Origin of the sequence: Bacillus sp. JJ1566, assembly GCF_036962685.1 — a bacterium.
In the GTDB taxonomy this organism is placed as follows: domain Bacteria; phylum Bacillota; class Bacilli; order Bacillales; family Bacillaceae_L; genus Ferdinandcohnia.
In genome coordinates this window covers 78,166-94,999 of record NZ_JBALOP010000017.1, presented here as the reverse complement: position 1 = coordinate 94,999, position 16,834 = coordinate 78,166, and the positions used below count along the sequence as shown (strand labels likewise).

The following is a 16,834-nucleotide window of genomic DNA, read 5'->3' as shown; positions in this document are numbered from 1 at the left end:
CGAAGAAAGCAGAAAAGGCTGCCAAAAAGGAGAAAAAAGAAGCATAAAAATCTGCAAACAAAAAGGAAAATAACTAGAGTAGTCTTGTAAAAAAAGGTTGCAACAAAGGATGTGAATTTCCTAGAGCAACCTTTTTTAGATATAAAAATTTCGCTCCTTACCTTTGCTTTCCATAATTATCAATAACGTTATTTGCTGTTTTGCTGCTGGATTGTTTTATACATTTGGAGCTCTTGACTAGATTCGGAATCCAAATTCTGAATTTTTTTCTCTAGCAATTTTCTCACATATTGATACAATTCGATGTCCATCTTATTATGCTCAACAATCAAATCCATGATTTCTTTGGAAATTTGCTCCTTTGGTGGCCTTACAGCCGTTACATTTTTCTTCTTATAAACAATATCGTTCCAACCGAATTCCTTCTTCATCAGGAATATAGATTCTTCAAATAACTCTGTAATCCCTACAACTGGAAAATAGGCATTTAAATTGGCTTTTGCTATATCTAAATCTGGAGTAGTTCCCCCAGATAAGTAAAGTGTTTGGAAATTAAAAAATTTCGGGGTGGTTATAAACTCTTCAAAACTTGTTTCTTTTTTAAAATGTCCTTTACCTAAAAAATAGTAGTAATGTGAGACGACCCGGTCGATGGGATCCCGTAGCATAGTTGCATAGGTATAAGGCTTTGACAAATATCGGTGTAATCCAAAATGCATATGACCATATGCACAGCTTATATTCACATCTCCATCTGTGGTCTGCTGCAAATATTTCTCAAGATGTTCGACATTACAGCCAATTTTTGTGGTTTGTTCCTTCGATACCCTGCTTAGCAGTTCGCCCATTGTTTGATGTCTTCGTAGCTTTTGTACCTCACTGATTTGATATTGATTTTCAATGATTTTCCCAAATGTTTGTCCACCTGTTTTAGGTATATGCAGAAATAACAATGTGTTACCATTTCTTACTGGTTCGTTAATAAAAAAAATTCTCATCTTCGGTTACCTCTCATTCTCAAATGCTATTAATACTAATCATCCCATTCTAAATTTCTACCAAGTAGTTGATATAAACGCTCATTATGCGGTTTGAAAAATAACTTTAGCCATTCTCTTTGTTGTTCTTCCATCCTATTGTATTGCCCGACATTCCATTGCTTGTGTTCGCTAAAATTGAATTCAGGTAAGTCTAGAAAATCGGTCACTTGCTTAAATGATGATAGAGTGTCTTTAAAAAAATCCTCACTTTTTAATATCAAAAACTGTTCTCTTGGAAAGTACTGCATCCATCTCTCCAGTTGGTTGGCGTATATGCCTCTGGTCAAATAGGAGGTAGGAATTGTTTTGTAATTTTCCAAAACCTTATCCATCTGTTGATTTAGTTTCTCCGCTTCTTTCATGATTGCTTCTTGAAAAGATAACAACTCGCTCCCATTTCTTGCCATATGGTGATAATGGGAATATGCGCGATCTATCGGGTTTCTCAATAATACAATTAGCTTTGCATGGGGTAATGTTTCGTAAGCTCTTTTCGGTGCATCAGGATGAACTAAATATTTTGGACTTGCTTCACCAGTAATGAATTCTTGCATATTCTTATTCGTATTGTCCATTAGTAAAGGAAAGTGATTTAAATACCAATCTAATCCTCGGTCAAATTTTTTATCAAAAAAATGGACTTCTTTTTTCGATGCAGATATGATCTTGGGATGATTTACTAAATTCCTATAAAGTGAAGAGGTTCCGCATTTCATAGCACCAATAATAAGAAAATGTGGTAAATTTCCATCCATACTTGTATCCCTCCTTTTTTAAAAGAATTACCATATACTATTCAAATGAGAGATAGAGGTAAGGGGAATAAGACTATTTCAATAAAAAAAGGCTATTTTATTGATGTTTAGTATCATCTTGTCTTTTAATACAATGCTGTAATTCTTGTAAAGATGTATCATCTAATTACTTAAGCATGTTCTCAAATAAGTCCATAGCATATTCATATAATTCTATATCCAATTGATTATTTTTCTTAATAAGCCCAATCAGCTCTGGAGGCAATTGGTCTTTAGTCGGTCGGTATGATGTTACATTTTTGTGCGTGTAATTGGCCTCTCAATTTAAGTCCATTTGAATATAATCTTCAAGCTTCTCAGCAAATTTGACCCATTCTCTTCTTAAAATATTCGATTGAAAAATAGTGTGAACGGACAAGAGCCGTTTCTCTTTTTTTTATTTCGCTTATTATGTATTAAGTTGAAAAAAGGAGTGAATTTGATGTTAGATCAAAATAAAAATGAGAAGAAAAAGCTGAGGGAAGAGAGTCTAATAAAAGAATTTCAAAAGATTCGTGTGATTCGAAATGATATAGAAGAAGAATTGGTAGAGGTTGTTAATCCTACCGATTTATCCATACTTTATAGACAGACAAAATATGCTGTCTTTCAGCTTGACACAAATCGTTGTATTAAAATATTTGCCAAAGAAGGCTATGCTGAGAAGGAATACACGAATTTAAGACTTGGATCAGATAAAGGGATTAGTCCCAAGGTGTATGGATGGGGAGAGAATTTTGTTGTTATAGAAAATATTGGGGATATGAACGCTCGAAAATTTGTTGAGCTCCATGGAATAACTCGGGAGTTAACGGAAAAGTTGATTCAACTACTGAGGGTAATTAACGAAGCAGGATTTATGACCAATCATGCACTAGAAGACATTCTTGTACTACCTGATGGTACGTTAAAGGTAATAAAGTTAAAAAAGAATCTTATCTGCAAGTCATCATTCCCCAAAAAAATCATGAAAGGTCTCGAAGAAAACGCACCAATTTTTTTAGAATTAGTATTTAAATTAGATCAGTCTCTTTATGAGGAATGGCGCCTCCAACCTGAGTTTACCAAGTATGATCAGGGATTAGAGTGAATCCGAATGACCCATGATATTAAACCAATTCATTCCCTTTATAAGATGCCTAAAGGGCATTCATCCCCACACTTGATTCGCTTTGATGATGGAAATGATTATGTAGTAAAATTTAAAAAAAATCCTCCGGGAACTAGGACATTAGTCAATGAATATGTCGCTGGAAAGCTAGCAGAATTACTAAAACTCCCAGTGACTCCTTTTCGTAAGGTATATATATCACAAGAATTCATTGATAGTTATCCAAGCTTATCTTCTAAATTTAGTTCGGGAATTCAGTTTGCCAGTTTATATTTAGAGGATACTATATATCTCCCTAAAAATATGGAACTTGATGAGGAAATTAAAATTAGAAACTGTGAACAATTAGCTGGTGTTATCGCATTTGATTATTGGGTGGGCAATGTCGATCGTAATCGAAAGAACCTGCTACTGAAACGGCTAAATCAAAGTGATTATCAATTTTATATGATTGATCACGGTCACTGCTTTAATCAAGCTAATTGGACAGTTGATACATTTCAAGAACTTCCGATTATGAGTAGTAGCTGGAGAAAGGCACATAAAATCTACATGTCATTGTTGCAAAAAAAGGAAGGAATCTTCACATATGTAAAAAGGATTAACGAAGTCCCCCTTAGTAGTATTCAGCGCATTATCCATTCTATCCCAGATGACTGGGAGGTGTCTGAAAAGGAAAAGCAGGCATTAATTGATTATCTTGTTGCGTCCCGAGAACGCTTAAATAATTTCCGGTTTTTCCAGGACTGGATGGATAATCCTTAAAATAGTGACATAAAAAACCTCTCCTAGTTCTGTTCAGACCAGAAAGTCTTTACGTCCAACTAGGAGAGAATCATATCAATCTTGGAATTGTTTATTTTGATGTTTCACTTTTCGCTGAATCTTTTCCTCAAGCAGCCCAAAGCCTGGATCTTGAATCCAACGATTATACCATTTAGGACTCATTTTTTTAACAAATTCAAGAAAGAGCATTGCATCCTTTCCCATGTCACTGATTAGCTTTTCTGCTAACCAGACAGGCTGATCTTTTATGACGTGAACTACATCGATTACTTTTAGTTTACCATTAGGCGTTACATAAATATGGCGCCCTGCATGGTCATAACGGTTAAAACCAATTTCCTCAAAAGTGTCCAATAATTGAATAATGCGTTTAGTCAGTTGTTCAGTCAGTGAATTTTCCTGCAAATAATCCAGGAGCGAAGGGGAATCCATATATTCCATTACAATATAATTGTCATCCCAAAAATGGACCTCCGGACATATACCAGCTTTTTCCCCCAATTGAAGACAATACAGCTCTTTACTAGGGCTTTCCTTGTCAAAATATAATTTTACACAGCGTTTCTCATCAATTCGGAACACTGCTCCCTGCTTACCTACCCCCAATAATGTGAAGGAGGTCGGATTATCAATCATAGGTTGATATTCGGGCTTTCTTACTTGTATTTGCTCTACTTTTTGTAAAATATCCTTCTCTAAATTCATTTATCATAGCACCGCCTTATTTTTTTATCATTTCATCCTCTGTTTATAGATTGAAACGGGGACTCACGATATTCTATGAAAAGTCCACAAGATGTGCAGCGGTATTTGTCCATTTAACGGAAAAAGTCTAATTATATTAGTATGATTCGCTTTAATACTAGTTATTTAGCCATTTTTTGTAAATGTAGGTAAAGGTCGTTTTCATTTTCTTTACAATTCATACCATAATAGTAATTACAGTTTTTTTTAAAAGTAGATAGTGATGTTAAGAGAATATAAGAAAGGTAGGAATTAAAGTGAAGATTGCTATGATTAGTTGGGAGTATCCGCCACAGTTTTCTGGCGGACTGGGTATTCATTGCTATAACATTGTGCACGCATTGACTCATATTGGAGTGGAGATTGATTTTTATCTACCTGCATATAAAACAGAAGGCTTTGATATCCCTATTGGTATGACTATGCGCCATGTGCAAATTAATGATCCGGTTTCTACTAATGCCTATAATAGTAGTACAAATTTGGACACAATAAAAAAATTTAGGTCTCAGCTTGAGGAAGACTTCGAGCCAGAAGGTATAGATGTAATTCATGCACATGATTGGATGGGAGTTTTTGCTGCAGCTAGACTTGCTGAGCGTTACAAAATTCCCCTCATATGGACAATTCATTCTACTGAATATGATCGGGCAGCGGGAATGCCGGTTAACCCGGGAATATTAGCAATAGAACAAGAAGCCTGTAAAAATGTAAATCATACAATCACTGTATCAAATCTGATGAAACAGAGCCTTGTATCCGTCTATAATGCAGACCCTAATAAAATATCGGTTATCTATAACGGAATTGAAACTAGCCCTTTTCAGGAGATAAGTAACCGTGACTATCAAAGGACTGACGGATATATTTTATTTTTGGGAAGGGTTACCGGGCAAAAAGGCCCTGATGATTTTTTGGCAGCGGCACAAATTGTTCTTGCAGAACGGGATGATGTTCGCTTTATGATTGCAGGTGATGGGGATTTGTTAAAAAGCTTAAAACGAAGGGCAAAGAGGTGGAAAATTTCCAAGCAGATTGAATTTACAGGAAGTGTGTATGACGATCAATTAATGGATTGTTACAAAAAAGCAATTATTTTTGTGTTGCCATCCGTATCCGAACCATTCGGTATTACCGTACTTGAAGCTATGGCTTCAGGTTTGCCAACAATCATTTCTACAAACACCGGTGCTGGCGAAGTTGTCAATAATGTTAAATATGTTGAACCAAAACAACCAAATGAATTAGCTCAAGCAATTCTTACATTGCTTAATAATCCACAACTTAGACAAACATTAGGAGAAGAAGGGGCTAGAGAAGTAGGTAAACTATCTTGGGAAAATATTGCGAATGAAACGAGGTCACTATATTCAAGACTGCTAGATATGTCGTAAATCGTTTTTCTATTTATTATGAAGAATTTAGTGATTTAATAAAAATAATATTAGGAAAGGGGTAAGACAATGTCAGAAAATATAAAGCCCTTGCTTCCTTCAATTGAACAAATAGCCTCTTCATATGAAAAGTGTTATGAAAAGGAAAACAGAAAGGTCCTATCAATCATTCTTAATTCCTCTATTCCAAAATTACGAAAATGGATTGTAGAGTATAGGCTAACTTATCTTAATCAAGAAGGAAAAAAGGAAGAAGAGTTTTTAATTGGGAAAAAATTTTCTGATCAAGAAAAAGGGAATGATAGTTTTCGAGTGTTGCAATATTTATGGGAGAACGGGATGGGCACGGATTCATCTTATACGATTATCCGTCCAATTGCATATTATGAATCCTGTATGATGCTCTTGATGACAAAAGCATCAGGGGAATCACTTAAAAATTGTCTCAATTCTGATGATAATCACATTCGACTCGCATTACTCATCGCTTCCTGGTTAAGGAAACTACATTCCATGCCTGTAGCGGAATTACGTGAAACTAAGCGAACGAGAGCGGAAGCAGATATTACACGTTTCTATCAAGAGCTTACAATGATGCTACCGGAAAAAGGAGAAAGATTAAAAGCTCTGTATGACGGTTTACTAACTACATCACAAAATCCATGGGCAGGTAAACATGTAATGCTACACGGTGATTTCCATTTGGAGAATTTATTTGTCGATAACAATCAAGTAACAGCAATTGATTTTGATCACCATTTTAGTGGGGATGCTGCTTGGGATGTAGCCTATTTAACTTGTCAATTACAAGTATTGGGCTTTTTAAAGAAAGGTGATTTTCAATTTTTTAAGTCATTTATTCATAGTTTCATTGAAACCTATCTTCTTTATACTTCTGAACAATATCGTTTAGAGTTTTTTAAACGCATATCTTTATATCGAGCCCGTTCCCTTTTTGAAAGCTTGCACTATGAATTATGTGTGCTTCATTCAGGGAATTCGGAAATTGGTGATGTATTTTTGCATGAATGTGAAAACCTTCTTAAGGGAGTGAAATTTCTTGAGTAGTACTGTCGTTCCAATTGCAATTGTTCATCATGCTAATCAATATTTGATTACAAACGGCTATCATAATCGGGCGGGATTAGCTGAAATTATTGGTCCCCCAGATGCTTCAAGTGGTTTACGGGCAATACTTGATTTGCATACTGAATATGAAGTTCCATTTCATCTCCATGTAAGTGGCACACTAATTGAGGCTTGTGCATGGTTCGATCCACTATTTCTTCGTGAGATTTCTGAATTACGGGAGTCGGGATTAGTCGAAATTATCGGGTCTACTTATTCACAAAATATAATGACGTTATTTGATTCGGAGCATAATCATCATCAAATACAGGAGGAGCTCAGACTTATTAAGAGATGGCTTTCAGCCGACGTAACTGGATTTTGGATACCGGAACGAGTATGGAATACAGAACAATTGTCACGAAGTCTCACAGATAAGAAACTTGATAACGGAGGGTTTAAATACACTTTAGTCGATGATCGTTTATTTTTACCGACAGCTAGAAGAGAGAGCTTTGATAAACAATATACATTTCACCGCGAATTATTTGAGGCATATGAAATAGAAGACGGAAATGGTTTAATTGGACTTCCGATGTCTTGTGAAATGCGATATAATCTGTTGTTTGATTCAGAGCAAAATGAACGAAGATTAAATGCCCTTATTGAAAATCTTTCTATAGCAATAGAGGACGGAAAAGATGTAATAGCAATCTATGGAGATGACATGGAGAAAGTAGCTGGGATTCCCCCTTGGAATAAGGATGCAATAGAACAATATCGACGTTTTCTCAATTGGCTTTCCAAGAAAGAGACTGTAAAACCTATACTTCTAAATGAATGGCTACATTCAATTACTATTCAACCACCAATTCCAATTGCGTCTGGAACGTATCGAGAATTAGAAAAGGAATTCGGGGCAGGCAATGACTACATGGGGTGGGCTTCATCGCCAAAATGGTTGCCATATCAGCAAATCTTAAACGAAACATGGTCAAAATTACAAAGCTTAGTTGACATTTGTGGTAATCATTCACCAATGCTTGATATGGCTAGAAAACATTTACTAGCATGCGCTTATGAAACTGCATGGCATGACGCCCCAGGTAGTATACACACGGATATTGGGAATCGTAAAAATGGTGAAAATTTAATAGGCTCACCAGCACCATGGGCAAGTACTCTTGCTAGTCATGCTCGAGCTTCATATGTGTTAATGGAAGCTGTGAAGTGGGAGCAGGCTTCTAGTGGAAATGATAAAATCCATGCCTACTTACAGGATATAGACGATGATGGGCATGAGGAGATTATCGTACGTAATAAAAATCTTGCAGCTGTAATTACACCTCGTTTTGGCGGCCGTATTATCTATATGTTCTATTTTAATAAGAATAATGGCGCACTTATAATCGGGAATCCATCAGATGATTGGAACTGGCTAGAGGAACTGAATGATTTTATGGATGTTCCGATTAATCATCCTGGTGCTCTTGCAGATATGAATTATGAACATGATGCATATGAAGTCCATTCAATTGTAATAGAACAAAATGAAGCGGTTGTTGAAATTGTAAACATGCAAAAGGAAAGCTCAGCATATGGAATGAAAAAACGATTTTCACTTAAAAAGGATGAAATGAAATTTAATATTAGTTATGGGAAAATTCCTACTAGAATTCTGCCTATTACAATTGACATTGGCTTTTCTCCTGATTATTTACGGCTTTTGCGGGAAGGGCGTTCTGAAGTTATTCCTTATGATGATCAAGAAAAAAGGGGCTTTCGTAACGGAGTAATTTTTACTTGGGCTTCTATAAATAGAGTGGATTCGAAATGGGAAATACCTCGGTCACCCATATTTGGTCACGGGTTTTCTTTAAGTATAACGGCTTACTCCACAGAAGTTTCACTTAGTTTAGGAGTTGATAAAAAATAAGTTCATAGAAAACCGAAGCACCCACTTCGTGTTACGTTCTGTGTCAATACCATTTAATATATGAATAAGGACACTTAGTATCCCCTTTTTTTAAAGTAGTAGCTAACTATGCCTATTTTTGGGTGGACAACACACTTCGGAATTAATAGTGAATAAGTTAGTAATATAATAAATGAACTGAAGTGTTATATAAAAATCCACCGAGGGGGATAAGGGTGAATGTACTAGTTATCGGAACAGGTTATGTTGGGACCACAACCGGGTTAGTTTTATGTGAAAATGGTCACAAAGTTATCGGTTTAGATATTGATAAAAATAAAATTGACTCATTGAATGAGGGAAAGCTTTATTTTTATGAAAAAGGCTTGGATGAGGTATTAGTTACTCATTTAAATAGGGGGAATATATCGTTTACAACCGAAGCAATGGATGCCATTCAGAATAGCGATATCATCTTTATATGTGTAGGAACTCCGAAAAAAGAAGATGGCAAAGCAGATTTACAATATGTTACTGAAGTAGCAAAGTTGATTGGAAGGCACATCAATAATTATAAAATTATTGTGATTAAAAGTACTGTCCCTGTTGGAACAGCTGAAATGGTAACAAAAATCATTATGGAAAACAATAGAGGTTATATTCCATTTGATGTAGTTTCTAATCCAGAATTTTTAAGGGAAGGGAATGCATTATCTGATGCGACAAAGCCCGATCGAATCATAATAGGAAGCTCAAATATGGAAGCAGCAAAAATGGTGAGTGAACTTTATACAAATGTGATGGCCCCAATCGTTATAACATCCCCAAAAACCGCTGAATTAATAAAATATGCATCAAATTCCTTTCTTGCCCTTAAAATATCCTTTATTAATGAGCTTTCGACACTTTGTGATTACATGAATATAGATATAGATGAAATTTCTTTGGGCATGGGTTTAGATCACCGGATTGGGCCTTATTTTTTGAAAGCTGGCATTGGTTATGGGGGCTCATGCTTCCCGAAAGATGTAGATGCTTTATTAACAACATCAAAGGAATATGGTGTCAATTTATCCATCTTGGAACGGGCAGTCTGTGTGAATCAATCAAAACCACTTTATTTTATCGATAAGGTTGCAAGAGCATTGGGGGAATTAAAAAACAAGAGAATTGCTGTACTAGGCTTAGCATTCAAATCAGGTACAGATGATACAAGAGAGTCCCCAAGCCTACAAATCATTGAGTATCTTTTGAATGCCCAATGTATTGTAAGAGTTCATGATCCTGTTGTTACAACTTCAATGAAAGAGGTCGAACAATTCACGAATGTTATAGACACAGTTAGGGAGGTAGATGCTGTATTAATTTGTACAGATTGGGATGAGTATAAGCAATTAGACTGGAATATGATAAAAGAGGTAGTAAAGCAGCCATTCGTATTTGATGGAAGAAACATGCTGAACAAGGGAGAACTTGAGAAACTGGGTATCCGCTACCAAGGTATAGGAAAACCAAAAGAGATCTTGTAAGCTACTTATACAAAAATGGCCATCATGTATTCAGAATGATGGCCATATTTTATTTATATAGGCATACGACTAGTCGTAACCACCCTACATGTATTGAAGCTATTATTTTTGCCTGAAAGGAGGAGGTTTTTTGTCAGTTTTTGAGTTTATTCTACTTGGGTTAGCGAGTTTTCGTCTTACAAGGTTATTAGTATCTGATAAAATCACGGAGTTTATTCGCAGACCTTTTCATGAGGTAATTCAAGAAGAACTCCCAGATGGGACGGTTGAAGAATATATTCAGCTTAAAGGAACCGGGCTAAAAAGATGGATTGGTGAGCTGTTAAGCTGTTATTGGTGCACAGGTGTTTGGTCAACAGCATTTCTTTATATATTATATGAACTTTATTTACCTTTATCAGAACCTCTTATTCTTATTTTTGCAATTGCCGGGTTGGCATCAATAATTGAAACCTGTGTTATTAAGCTACTAAGATAGTTTAGTAGGTAAAATACTCATTTTCCTTTTTTATCCACTTTTGTCCATGCAAATTATAGACGATTTCCATAAGTTAGGAATTAGGAACAGTAAAGAGGTGAGAAGAATGGGAAAGAAGGACAAAGATAAGTCCAAAAAATATAATGAAATCCGTATAATCGTAAAGGAAGACATGGAAAGTCAATTACAAAATCTCTCCATCAATGTTCAATTAAGTTTTAATGCACAAACAGAAGAGGAACCAACTACTGATAGTTTGCAAAATGCTGCAGCAGAAGCACCGGAAGAAGAACTATCCGCTGCGGTATCTGATGATCCACTACAAGAAAATCATAATTTTTGAACGAAAGGACTGCTTGCTTTTTAAAGTATAGCAGTTTTTTCTATACAAAAATACACAAAATTTGGTTTTTCTAAACATCTGCCCAACACAAGAAAAAATCCCAGGAATACTATACATTGATAGTCTTTTTCAAAAAAAATTGTAATTACTATTTCTATTAAAGTCAAACGGAAACGTTGTGAGGTGAAATTGAATTGAATAAACAAGTGAATGTAGACTGTAAGGAAATAAAAAAATACGTAAAAAATATCACTGTTCAAGCACATGAGGATTCGGAAGTTACAGTAGAAAACAATAATACATCACTTAAAATGATTGGAAAAGGTGTACATGGAGCCGTATTTCAAGTAAATGAAGATGTATGTGTAAAGATATACGGAGAAGAAGATGTATGTGCACGAGAACTCTATGCGTTAAATCTCGGTCAAAACACAAGCCTTTTCCCAAAGGTGTTCTGTAGTGGACCCAATTATATCGCCATGGAAATGGTGTACGGCATCGACTTGCGTGAATATTTACAATCCCAGCCATTAACTAAAAACCTTTCTGAAAAACTAATACACCTATTAACCACATACAAGGAAATTGGGCTAGAAAGAATTGACCATCATAAACGCCATATTTTCGTTCAAGATGATGGAAATTTAAAGGTTCTAGATGTAGGTACAACAGTATGGAGAAATCGTGTCTATCCATACCCTCGAAAACTGTTAAATAGTCTAGGAAATCAATATCAAGAATTGTTTTTAGAACATGTTAGGGAAATGGCTCCTGATCTCCATGATGAATGGCAGGAGTATATCGAGATGGAAAAATACGCAACAGAATTACACGAAAAATACTTTGCACAGGAAGATATAACGCCGAAGAAACTAACAAAAGAAGAAAAAGCACTTTTAACAGACAAAAAAGAATGGAATTCAAAAATTGATGATCTCGTTAGAAAGGTTCATAAAGAGCAATGGATAAAAGCATTGACTGCACGAGGAATGGACATTGAACATGTAAAGGCAAATGCGAAAGAGCTTGAACGGGAATATATCTATGGTGATAAAAAGAAGAAGAAGGGCAAAAAGGGAACTTCCTTATCCACGACAGAAGGCAAGAAGAGACCAAGGGTTTTCACTTCATCTTCTAAACAGAAAAAAAAATAAAAATAGAGTTGAGATATAGACAGTAAAAACCTATTGAAAGGAGGGTAATTTTTGAAGGTTTTAGTGATATGGCGCTTATTGACTGTTGGAGGTGTGAACGCGGGCTGGAGAAATCGTGCAATTTATTTCAAAAAATTTGGAATCGAAACAGACTTTATGTATGTGAAAGACCTTGGTGGCATGCATATCATGGAAGATGTCGCCACCGTCTATCTAACTGATGATAAAAAAGAAATCGTAGATATCATCCAAAAGAACAATTATGACGTGATTATAATTTGTGACACACAAAAAGGCTATAAATGGATTCGAAAGGCAAAATACAAGGGGCCTCTTTTAATAGAGGCTCGTACTCCTGAAATTATTAAACTAAATCGACAACTCCCGGATTTTGATATGGTCGAGCCTGATGGTATTATTGTCCCCTCTTATCACCAAAAGCGTCTCGCATCAATCCTAATCGATTCAAACGCACCCTATGAGGTGATCTATAACGGAATTGATACGGAATTTTTCAAACCACTTAATCCTGAAGAAACCCACTTAAACAAGGAACCCAACATTCCGAAAGGGAAAAAGGTAGTTGCCTATATCGGTAGATTGGATGGACGAAAGAACTGGAAGCTCTTAATGGAAATTGCTCATCGAATCAAAAGTGAACGGAATGATATTGTAATTTGGATCATCGGTGGGGAAAATAGTGTGCAAAGAAATGAATTTGAGGCTTATTGGAAGGAAAATGGCTTAACAGATATCGTCAAATGGTATCCGGTGGTTGCGTATCAAGAAATGCCACATATGTACTCTAAGGTTCGACAATCGGGCGGATGCACCATTGCTACAACAAAGGGCGAGTCGTTCGGAAATACCTTCATTGAATCAATGGCTTGCGGGGTACCAGTGGTCGCACCAGGCATCTCATCGATTCCTGAAATTGTCGAGGATGGAAAGACAGGCTTGTTATATATCGAAGAAAATGCCCAAGATGCAGCAAAAAAAATCTATCAAATTGTCGATGCACCAGAGTACTACCAGACATTATCGGCTAATGGAAGAGAACGTGTAGAATCCAACTTCTCACTTGAAAAATGTGCGGAGAGCTATGTTAGATTACTTCAAGAATTGACTGGGGGTGATGGGCATCCAACCAACTAAGTATCATCAATTATTTGAAGGAAAATCGAATAACGCACATCTCTTTTCATTTGATAATGGTAAACAGTATATCGTGAAATTTTTAAAGGAAGGCCAAGAGAAGGTATTGTTTAACGAATGGGTTGGCTACTCAATTGCACGTTATTTACAACTCCCTGTTCCACCTGGTCGCTTTGTACAAATCCCGGAACCCTTTTATAGTGAGCTAACCGACGGTGAGCTTGTTAAATTTACAAGCACACAATTTGCAACTGAGTATATCCCAAATTGTCAAAATGCTCATGAATTAACTTCCCCGAATGTAATTAATTGCAACCAGCTAGCCGGAATTATCATTATGGATTACTGGCTGTATAATCTGGATCGGACCAGGAAAAATGTGCTTTTTAAAGAAATAAGCCAAGGCAGCCACAAACTATATATTATTGATCATGCAGACCTATTTAGCTCGTTTGCTTGGGAAAGTACAATTCTTTCAACATACTGTAGGAAGCTAATGAAAAGTGCGGCGCATGAATTAATCGCAAGCTTCATTCCAGATGAAAAAGATTTTTACGACCAGCTAGCCATCATTCAATCGATTCCAATCCACCTATTAAATGAAATTGTTAATTTCACACCAGAAGACTGGGGAATTACTGCAGAGGAGAAAAAGCAAGTTGTCGATTATTTAGTGTGTCGCCGAGATATGGTTCTCCACAAATTGATCCAGGATTTTGTTAAATCACGCTATCGACCTCTTCATTCAAATTTGTAAAAGGACAGCTCACCATGCTGCCCTTTTTTAATAGTTTTCGCAGCCGTGTTCTTCCGTCTAGATGATTTTGTAGAAGACGATACTAATGACGATGATTAACTTTTGATGATAGGTAGGCATAAATAAGGGGACGATGGATTTTCGTGCCCCTTATTACATAAATCAAATTTCTAATAGTTTACAATAATTTTATTTAGAGAAAATGTTCCCTTTGGCATTTCCTTACTGTACACAAACCCATCTACAACAACAGATTGACTATCTTCATTCTTCGTTAGGCTAATATCAAATTGTGGGAAAATGACTGCTTCGTTTGGTGGGAGCGGATTTGGATCTACGTATTTAATCCAGTATTCACCTTCTTCTTTTATTTTTTCTTTCCAGTTTTCATGTAAAAAGACCCAATCAATTTTGGAATCAATAAAGCTTTGAGAAATTTTATTTGCGATTTTTCCACTTAGGTTACCTGCATCTGTAGGTGTCAGTTTGATACAAACGATAATGTCTTGTAAGGTGTCTGTCCCGGTATTGTTAATAATGAAATCTCCAATAATGGTAATTTCATCATCTTCTGTAGTTGGTAAGAGGGTCGAATAGGAAAAATATGCTTGTATACTAGGTATTGTTTCGATTGACTTTTTCTTTGATACCTCGACTAGACGTTTAGATGACACGACTTTTTGTTGGAGCTGTGTCGAACGCATTTTTTCCTCCTCAAGAGCGACCTCCAGCTGTAAAAGCTTTTCCTTTAATTCATATATTTCTTTTTGATAGGTCACTATTTGTTGGTCCTCAATTGTAAATAGTTTTTTCTGTAAATATTGATTTCGGATTTTTTCCTTTTCAAGGCTTGCTTGTAGGGATTTAAGTTTGTGCTCGTAGGATACAATTTCAGATTGATAATGAATGACACGTTGTTTTAGTTGGATATTATCTTCCAGACGTTCTTTCTGCTGTCTTGGTTTCACATGAATCCCACCTCTCCTTTATAAGTTATGTAAAAGCTTAAAAATTTGTGTTTTTGTATCCTAAAAATGTGGTCCTTCATAAAATGATTCAAAAAAATAAACTAGACTGTTGGTGATTCAACAGTCTAGTTTAACCAGTTTCTTTTAGTGAGCGGGAAAAACTTCTGGACATTGTGGAGGGAATTTTTCTGTTGGACATGATACTATTTCTTCAAGAATTTCTTCGCGAGGTTTACAATGTTTAGCTTCAATTTCAAGCTTCACTTTTGCTTCTGTTTGAACTTCTAAGCAAAGAGTTAAATTGATATCAAGTTGTTGGATATCTTCCTCGCAAATCAAAGTAGCATCACATTCAGCTAACGATACATGTACGTTTAGATCAGTTCCTTCAGGAGCACATAATAAGAATGTTAGAGTTTTTACGAATGGGATTGGGTGTTTTGTCTTACATACAACTTCATCCATCTCATCTAGGATTTCCACTTGAATAAAGCCTCTTACTAGAGTTTTCACTCTTTGTAATTTTACTTTTTCACCATTTGGTAATGTTACAGTTACTGGTTGGCGCTCGGAAATTTCTTGAACCTTAATTTGTTTGTTATCTTGGAAGCCAGTTTCAATTGGATTACCATGCTTATCGCTTAAAAAGCAATTAACAGTGATGTTGTCAAGGCCTTCTAGTTCCTCGCAAAGTTCTTCTAATTTGCGTTCTGTTTCACCATCGCATTTGAATTTAACAGGTAATTTATCTGTGAATGAGAGATTTACTTCAATCTGTCGGGTAATCCAGTCGTAAACTTTCGTTGTATTAATGCAAACTTTTTCTGTGTCTCTGTCTTTATGCTTAAGACTCACTTGTGTGTTCCTCCTTTTTGTTGTAATAACCCTTGGGTAATGGGGCTACTGTATAGTATGTAAAAGCTAGTCAAATGTGCTGTGACATTAGCGGAATTTTGTTCATATGATATGTTGAATCAATTTTCAATTGGAGGGATAAAAAGTGAATCGAAATTCAAATAATTCAGTTTTTTTACAGCAAAAAATAATACACTTACAATCAGAATTATCAAAATTTAAATCTCATAAAAAGGAAAAGCTACTGTTTGAAAACCAAGCACTACGTGAACAAGTCAACGAAATAGGAACTGAAAACCAGACACTACGTGAACAAGTCAACGAAATAGGAACTGAAAACCAGACACTACGTGAACAAATCAATCAATTACGATCTGAAAGTGAAAAATTAAAAAATCAGTTAGCTTCAAAAAGTGCAATTGAATCAACAGAAATGGAACAACCAGAGTCGCCGAAGGAAAACCAGACTTCTCGGGAGATAGAAGGTTGGTTTTTAAGCAATCTCATTTATGAAAGCAATAAAAAATAAGTATTACGTGGAAAACATTATTCAAGAAAAGTCATATACTAACAATATACAAATCTATGGAGGAGTAAAATATGATAAATAATAAAAAAAGTAAATCTTCAGGAACGAAGGTTTATTCATCCTCCCATAAAAGTAAACCAAAAATGAAAAAGACTGGTGGCTGTGGGTGTAAAAAGGTACGTGAATAATAATAGAAACCTCTCATCAGTTTAGG

17 protein-coding genes are annotated in these 16,834 nt (G+C 35.7%); 12 read left to right on the top strand and 5 right to left on the bottom strand.

What is annotated here, in order from left to right; translation table 11 throughout:
* Positions 1-188: 188 nt before the first annotated feature.
* Together V7112_RS08925 and V7112_RS08920 are read right to left on the bottom strand one after the other, a co-directional pair.
* Entirely contained in the window at positions 189-998 is an 810-nt protein-coding gene (locus V7112_RS08925; RefSeq protein ID WP_335417956.1) for a sulfotransferase family 2 domain-containing protein, read from the bottom strand.
* Between the two features lie 35 nt (positions 999-1,033).
* Positions 1,034-1,795 (bottom strand): sulfotransferase domain-containing protein, encoded by a 762-nt coding sequence (locus tag V7112_RS08920; RefSeq protein WP_335417954.1) that lies wholly within the window; start codon positions 1,793-1,795, stop codon positions 1,034-1,036.
* A 481-nt stretch (positions 1,796-2,276) separates the two neighbouring features.
* Here V7112_RS08920 and V7112_RS08915 point away from each other — a divergent pair, with 481 nt between their 5' ends.
* Both V7112_RS08915 and V7112_RS08910 read left to right on the top strand, forming a co-directional pair.
* Positions 2,277-2,924, top strand: coding sequence for a hypothetical protein (locus V7112_RS08915; protein ID WP_335417951.1), 648 nt, complete (start codon positions 2,277-2,279; stop codon positions 2,922-2,924).
* A 6-nt stretch (positions 2,925-2,930) separates the two neighbouring features.
* A complete protein-coding gene (locus V7112_RS08910; protein ID WP_335417948.1) occupies positions 2,931-3,710 on the top strand; it encodes a HipA family kinase in 780 nt (259 codons plus the stop codon).
* A gap of 75 nt (positions 3,711-3,785) precedes the next feature.
* Here V7112_RS08910 and V7112_RS08905 read toward each other — a convergent pair whose 3' ends face one another.
* Complete coding sequence (locus V7112_RS08905; RefSeq protein ID WP_335417945.1) at positions 3,786-4,436, bottom strand: hypothetical protein; 651 nt, start codon at positions 4,434-4,436, stop codon at positions 3,786-3,788.
* A gap of 296 nt (positions 4,437-4,732) precedes the next feature.
* On the opposite strand from V7112_RS08905, the gene V7112_RS08900 reads away from it, so the two are divergent.
* From V7112_RS08900 to V7112_RS08860, 9 genes are all read left to right on the top strand, one after another.
* Positions 4,733-5,869 carry a glycosyltransferase family 4 protein gene (locus tag V7112_RS08900; RefSeq protein ID WP_335417942.1) on the top strand — a complete coding sequence of 379 codons (1,137 nt, stop codon included), beginning with the start codon at positions 4,733-4,735 and terminating at the stop codon, positions 5,867-5,869.
* Between the two features lie 69 nt (positions 5,870-5,938).
* Positions 5,939-6,937 (top strand): phosphotransferase family protein, encoded by a 999-nt coding sequence (locus V7112_RS08895; protein ID WP_335417940.1) that lies wholly within the window; start codon positions 5,939-5,941, stop codon positions 6,935-6,937.
* Entirely contained in the window at positions 6,930-8,873 is a 1,944-nt protein-coding gene (locus tag V7112_RS08890) for a hypothetical protein (protein ID WP_335417937.1), read from the top strand. The genes V7112_RS08895 and V7112_RS08890 overlap by 8 nt, the downstream gene beginning before the upstream one ends.
* Before the next feature lie 215 nt (positions 8,874-9,088).
* On the top strand, positions 9,089-10,381 hold the full coding sequence (locus tag V7112_RS08885) for a UDP-glucose dehydrogenase family protein (RefSeq protein ID WP_335417935.1): 1,293 nt from the start codon (positions 9,089-9,091) through the stop codon (positions 10,379-10,381).
* A gap of 130 nt (positions 10,382-10,511) precedes the next feature.
* On the top strand, positions 10,512-10,859 hold the full coding sequence (locus V7112_RS08880; protein ID WP_335417932.1) for a DUF1360 domain-containing protein: 348 nt from the start codon (positions 10,512-10,514) through the stop codon (positions 10,857-10,859).
* A gap of 106 nt (positions 10,860-10,965) precedes the next feature.
* Positions 10,966-11,202, top strand: a complete 237-nt coding sequence (locus tag V7112_RS08875) for a hypothetical protein (protein ID WP_335417929.1) — start codon at positions 10,966-10,968, stop codon at positions 11,200-11,202.
* 194 nt (positions 11,203-11,396) lie between these two features.
* The gene (locus V7112_RS08870; RefSeq protein ID WP_335417926.1) at positions 11,397-12,356 is read left to right on the top strand and encodes a hypothetical protein; all 960 of its coding nucleotides are present in this window, start codon (positions 11,397-11,399) and stop codon (positions 12,354-12,356) included.
* 51 nt (positions 12,357-12,407) lie between these two features.
* Entirely contained in the window at positions 12,408-13,511 is a 1,104-nt protein-coding gene (locus tag V7112_RS08865) for a glycosyltransferase family 4 protein (RefSeq protein ID WP_335417923.1), read from the top strand.
* Positions 13,492-14,268: a HipA family kinase gene (locus tag V7112_RS08860; protein WP_335417920.1), complete on the top strand. Its 777-nt coding sequence runs from the start codon at positions 13,492-13,494 to the stop codon at positions 14,266-14,268. Before V7112_RS08865 ends, V7112_RS08860 begins: the two co-directional genes overlap by 20 nt.
* A 170-nt stretch (positions 14,269-14,438) precedes the next feature.
* Here V7112_RS08860 and V7112_RS08855 read toward each other — a convergent pair whose 3' ends face one another.
* Together V7112_RS08855 and V7112_RS08850 are read right to left on the bottom strand one after the other, a co-directional pair.
* A complete protein-coding gene (locus V7112_RS08855) occupies positions 14,439-15,236 on the bottom strand; it encodes a hypothetical protein (RefSeq protein ID WP_335417917.1) in 798 nt (265 codons plus the stop codon).
* Positions 15,237-15,380: 144 nt separating this feature from the next.
* Positions 15,381-16,091, bottom strand: coding sequence for a hypothetical protein (locus tag V7112_RS08850; RefSeq protein ID WP_335417914.1), 711 nt, complete (start codon positions 16,089-16,091; stop codon positions 15,381-15,383).
* Between the two features lie 145 nt (positions 16,092-16,236).
* Here V7112_RS08850 and V7112_RS08845 point away from each other — a divergent pair, with 145 nt between their 5' ends.
* Positions 16,237-16,620, top strand: a complete 384-nt coding sequence (locus tag V7112_RS08845) for a hypothetical protein (protein WP_335417911.1) — start codon at positions 16,237-16,239, stop codon at positions 16,618-16,620.
* The last annotated feature ends 214 nt before the right edge of the window (positions 16,621-16,834 follow it).

Coding starts and splice junctions, on each gene's coding strand:
- V7112_RS08925 (WP_335417956.1), bottom strand. CDS start 998: ATGAGAATTTTTTTTATTAACGAACCAGTAAGAAATGGTAACACATTG.
- V7112_RS08920 (WP_335417954.1), bottom strand. CDS start 1,795: ATGGATGGAAATTTACCACATTTTCTTATTATTGGTGCTATGAAATGC.
- V7112_RS08915 (WP_335417951.1), top strand. CDS start 2,277: ATGTTAGATCAAAATAAAAATGAGAAGAAAAAGCTGAGGGAAGAGAGT.
- V7112_RS08910 (WP_335417948.1), top strand. CDS start 2,931: ATGACCCATGATATTAAACCAATTCATTCCCTTTATAAGATGCCTAAA.
- V7112_RS08905 (WP_335417945.1), bottom strand. CDS start 4,436: ATGAATTTAGAGAAGGATATTTTACAAAAAGTAGAGCAAATACAAGTA.
- V7112_RS08895 (WP_335417940.1), top strand. CDS start 5,939: ATGTCAGAAAATATAAAGCCCTTGCTTCCTTCAATTGAACAAATAGCC.
- V7112_RS08875 (WP_335417929.1), top strand. CDS start 10,966: ATGGGAAAGAAGGACAAAGATAAGTCCAAAAAATATAATGAAATCCGT.
- V7112_RS08860 (WP_335417920.1), top strand. CDS start 13,492: ATGGGCATCCAACCAACTAAGTATCATCAATTATTTGAAGGAAAATCG.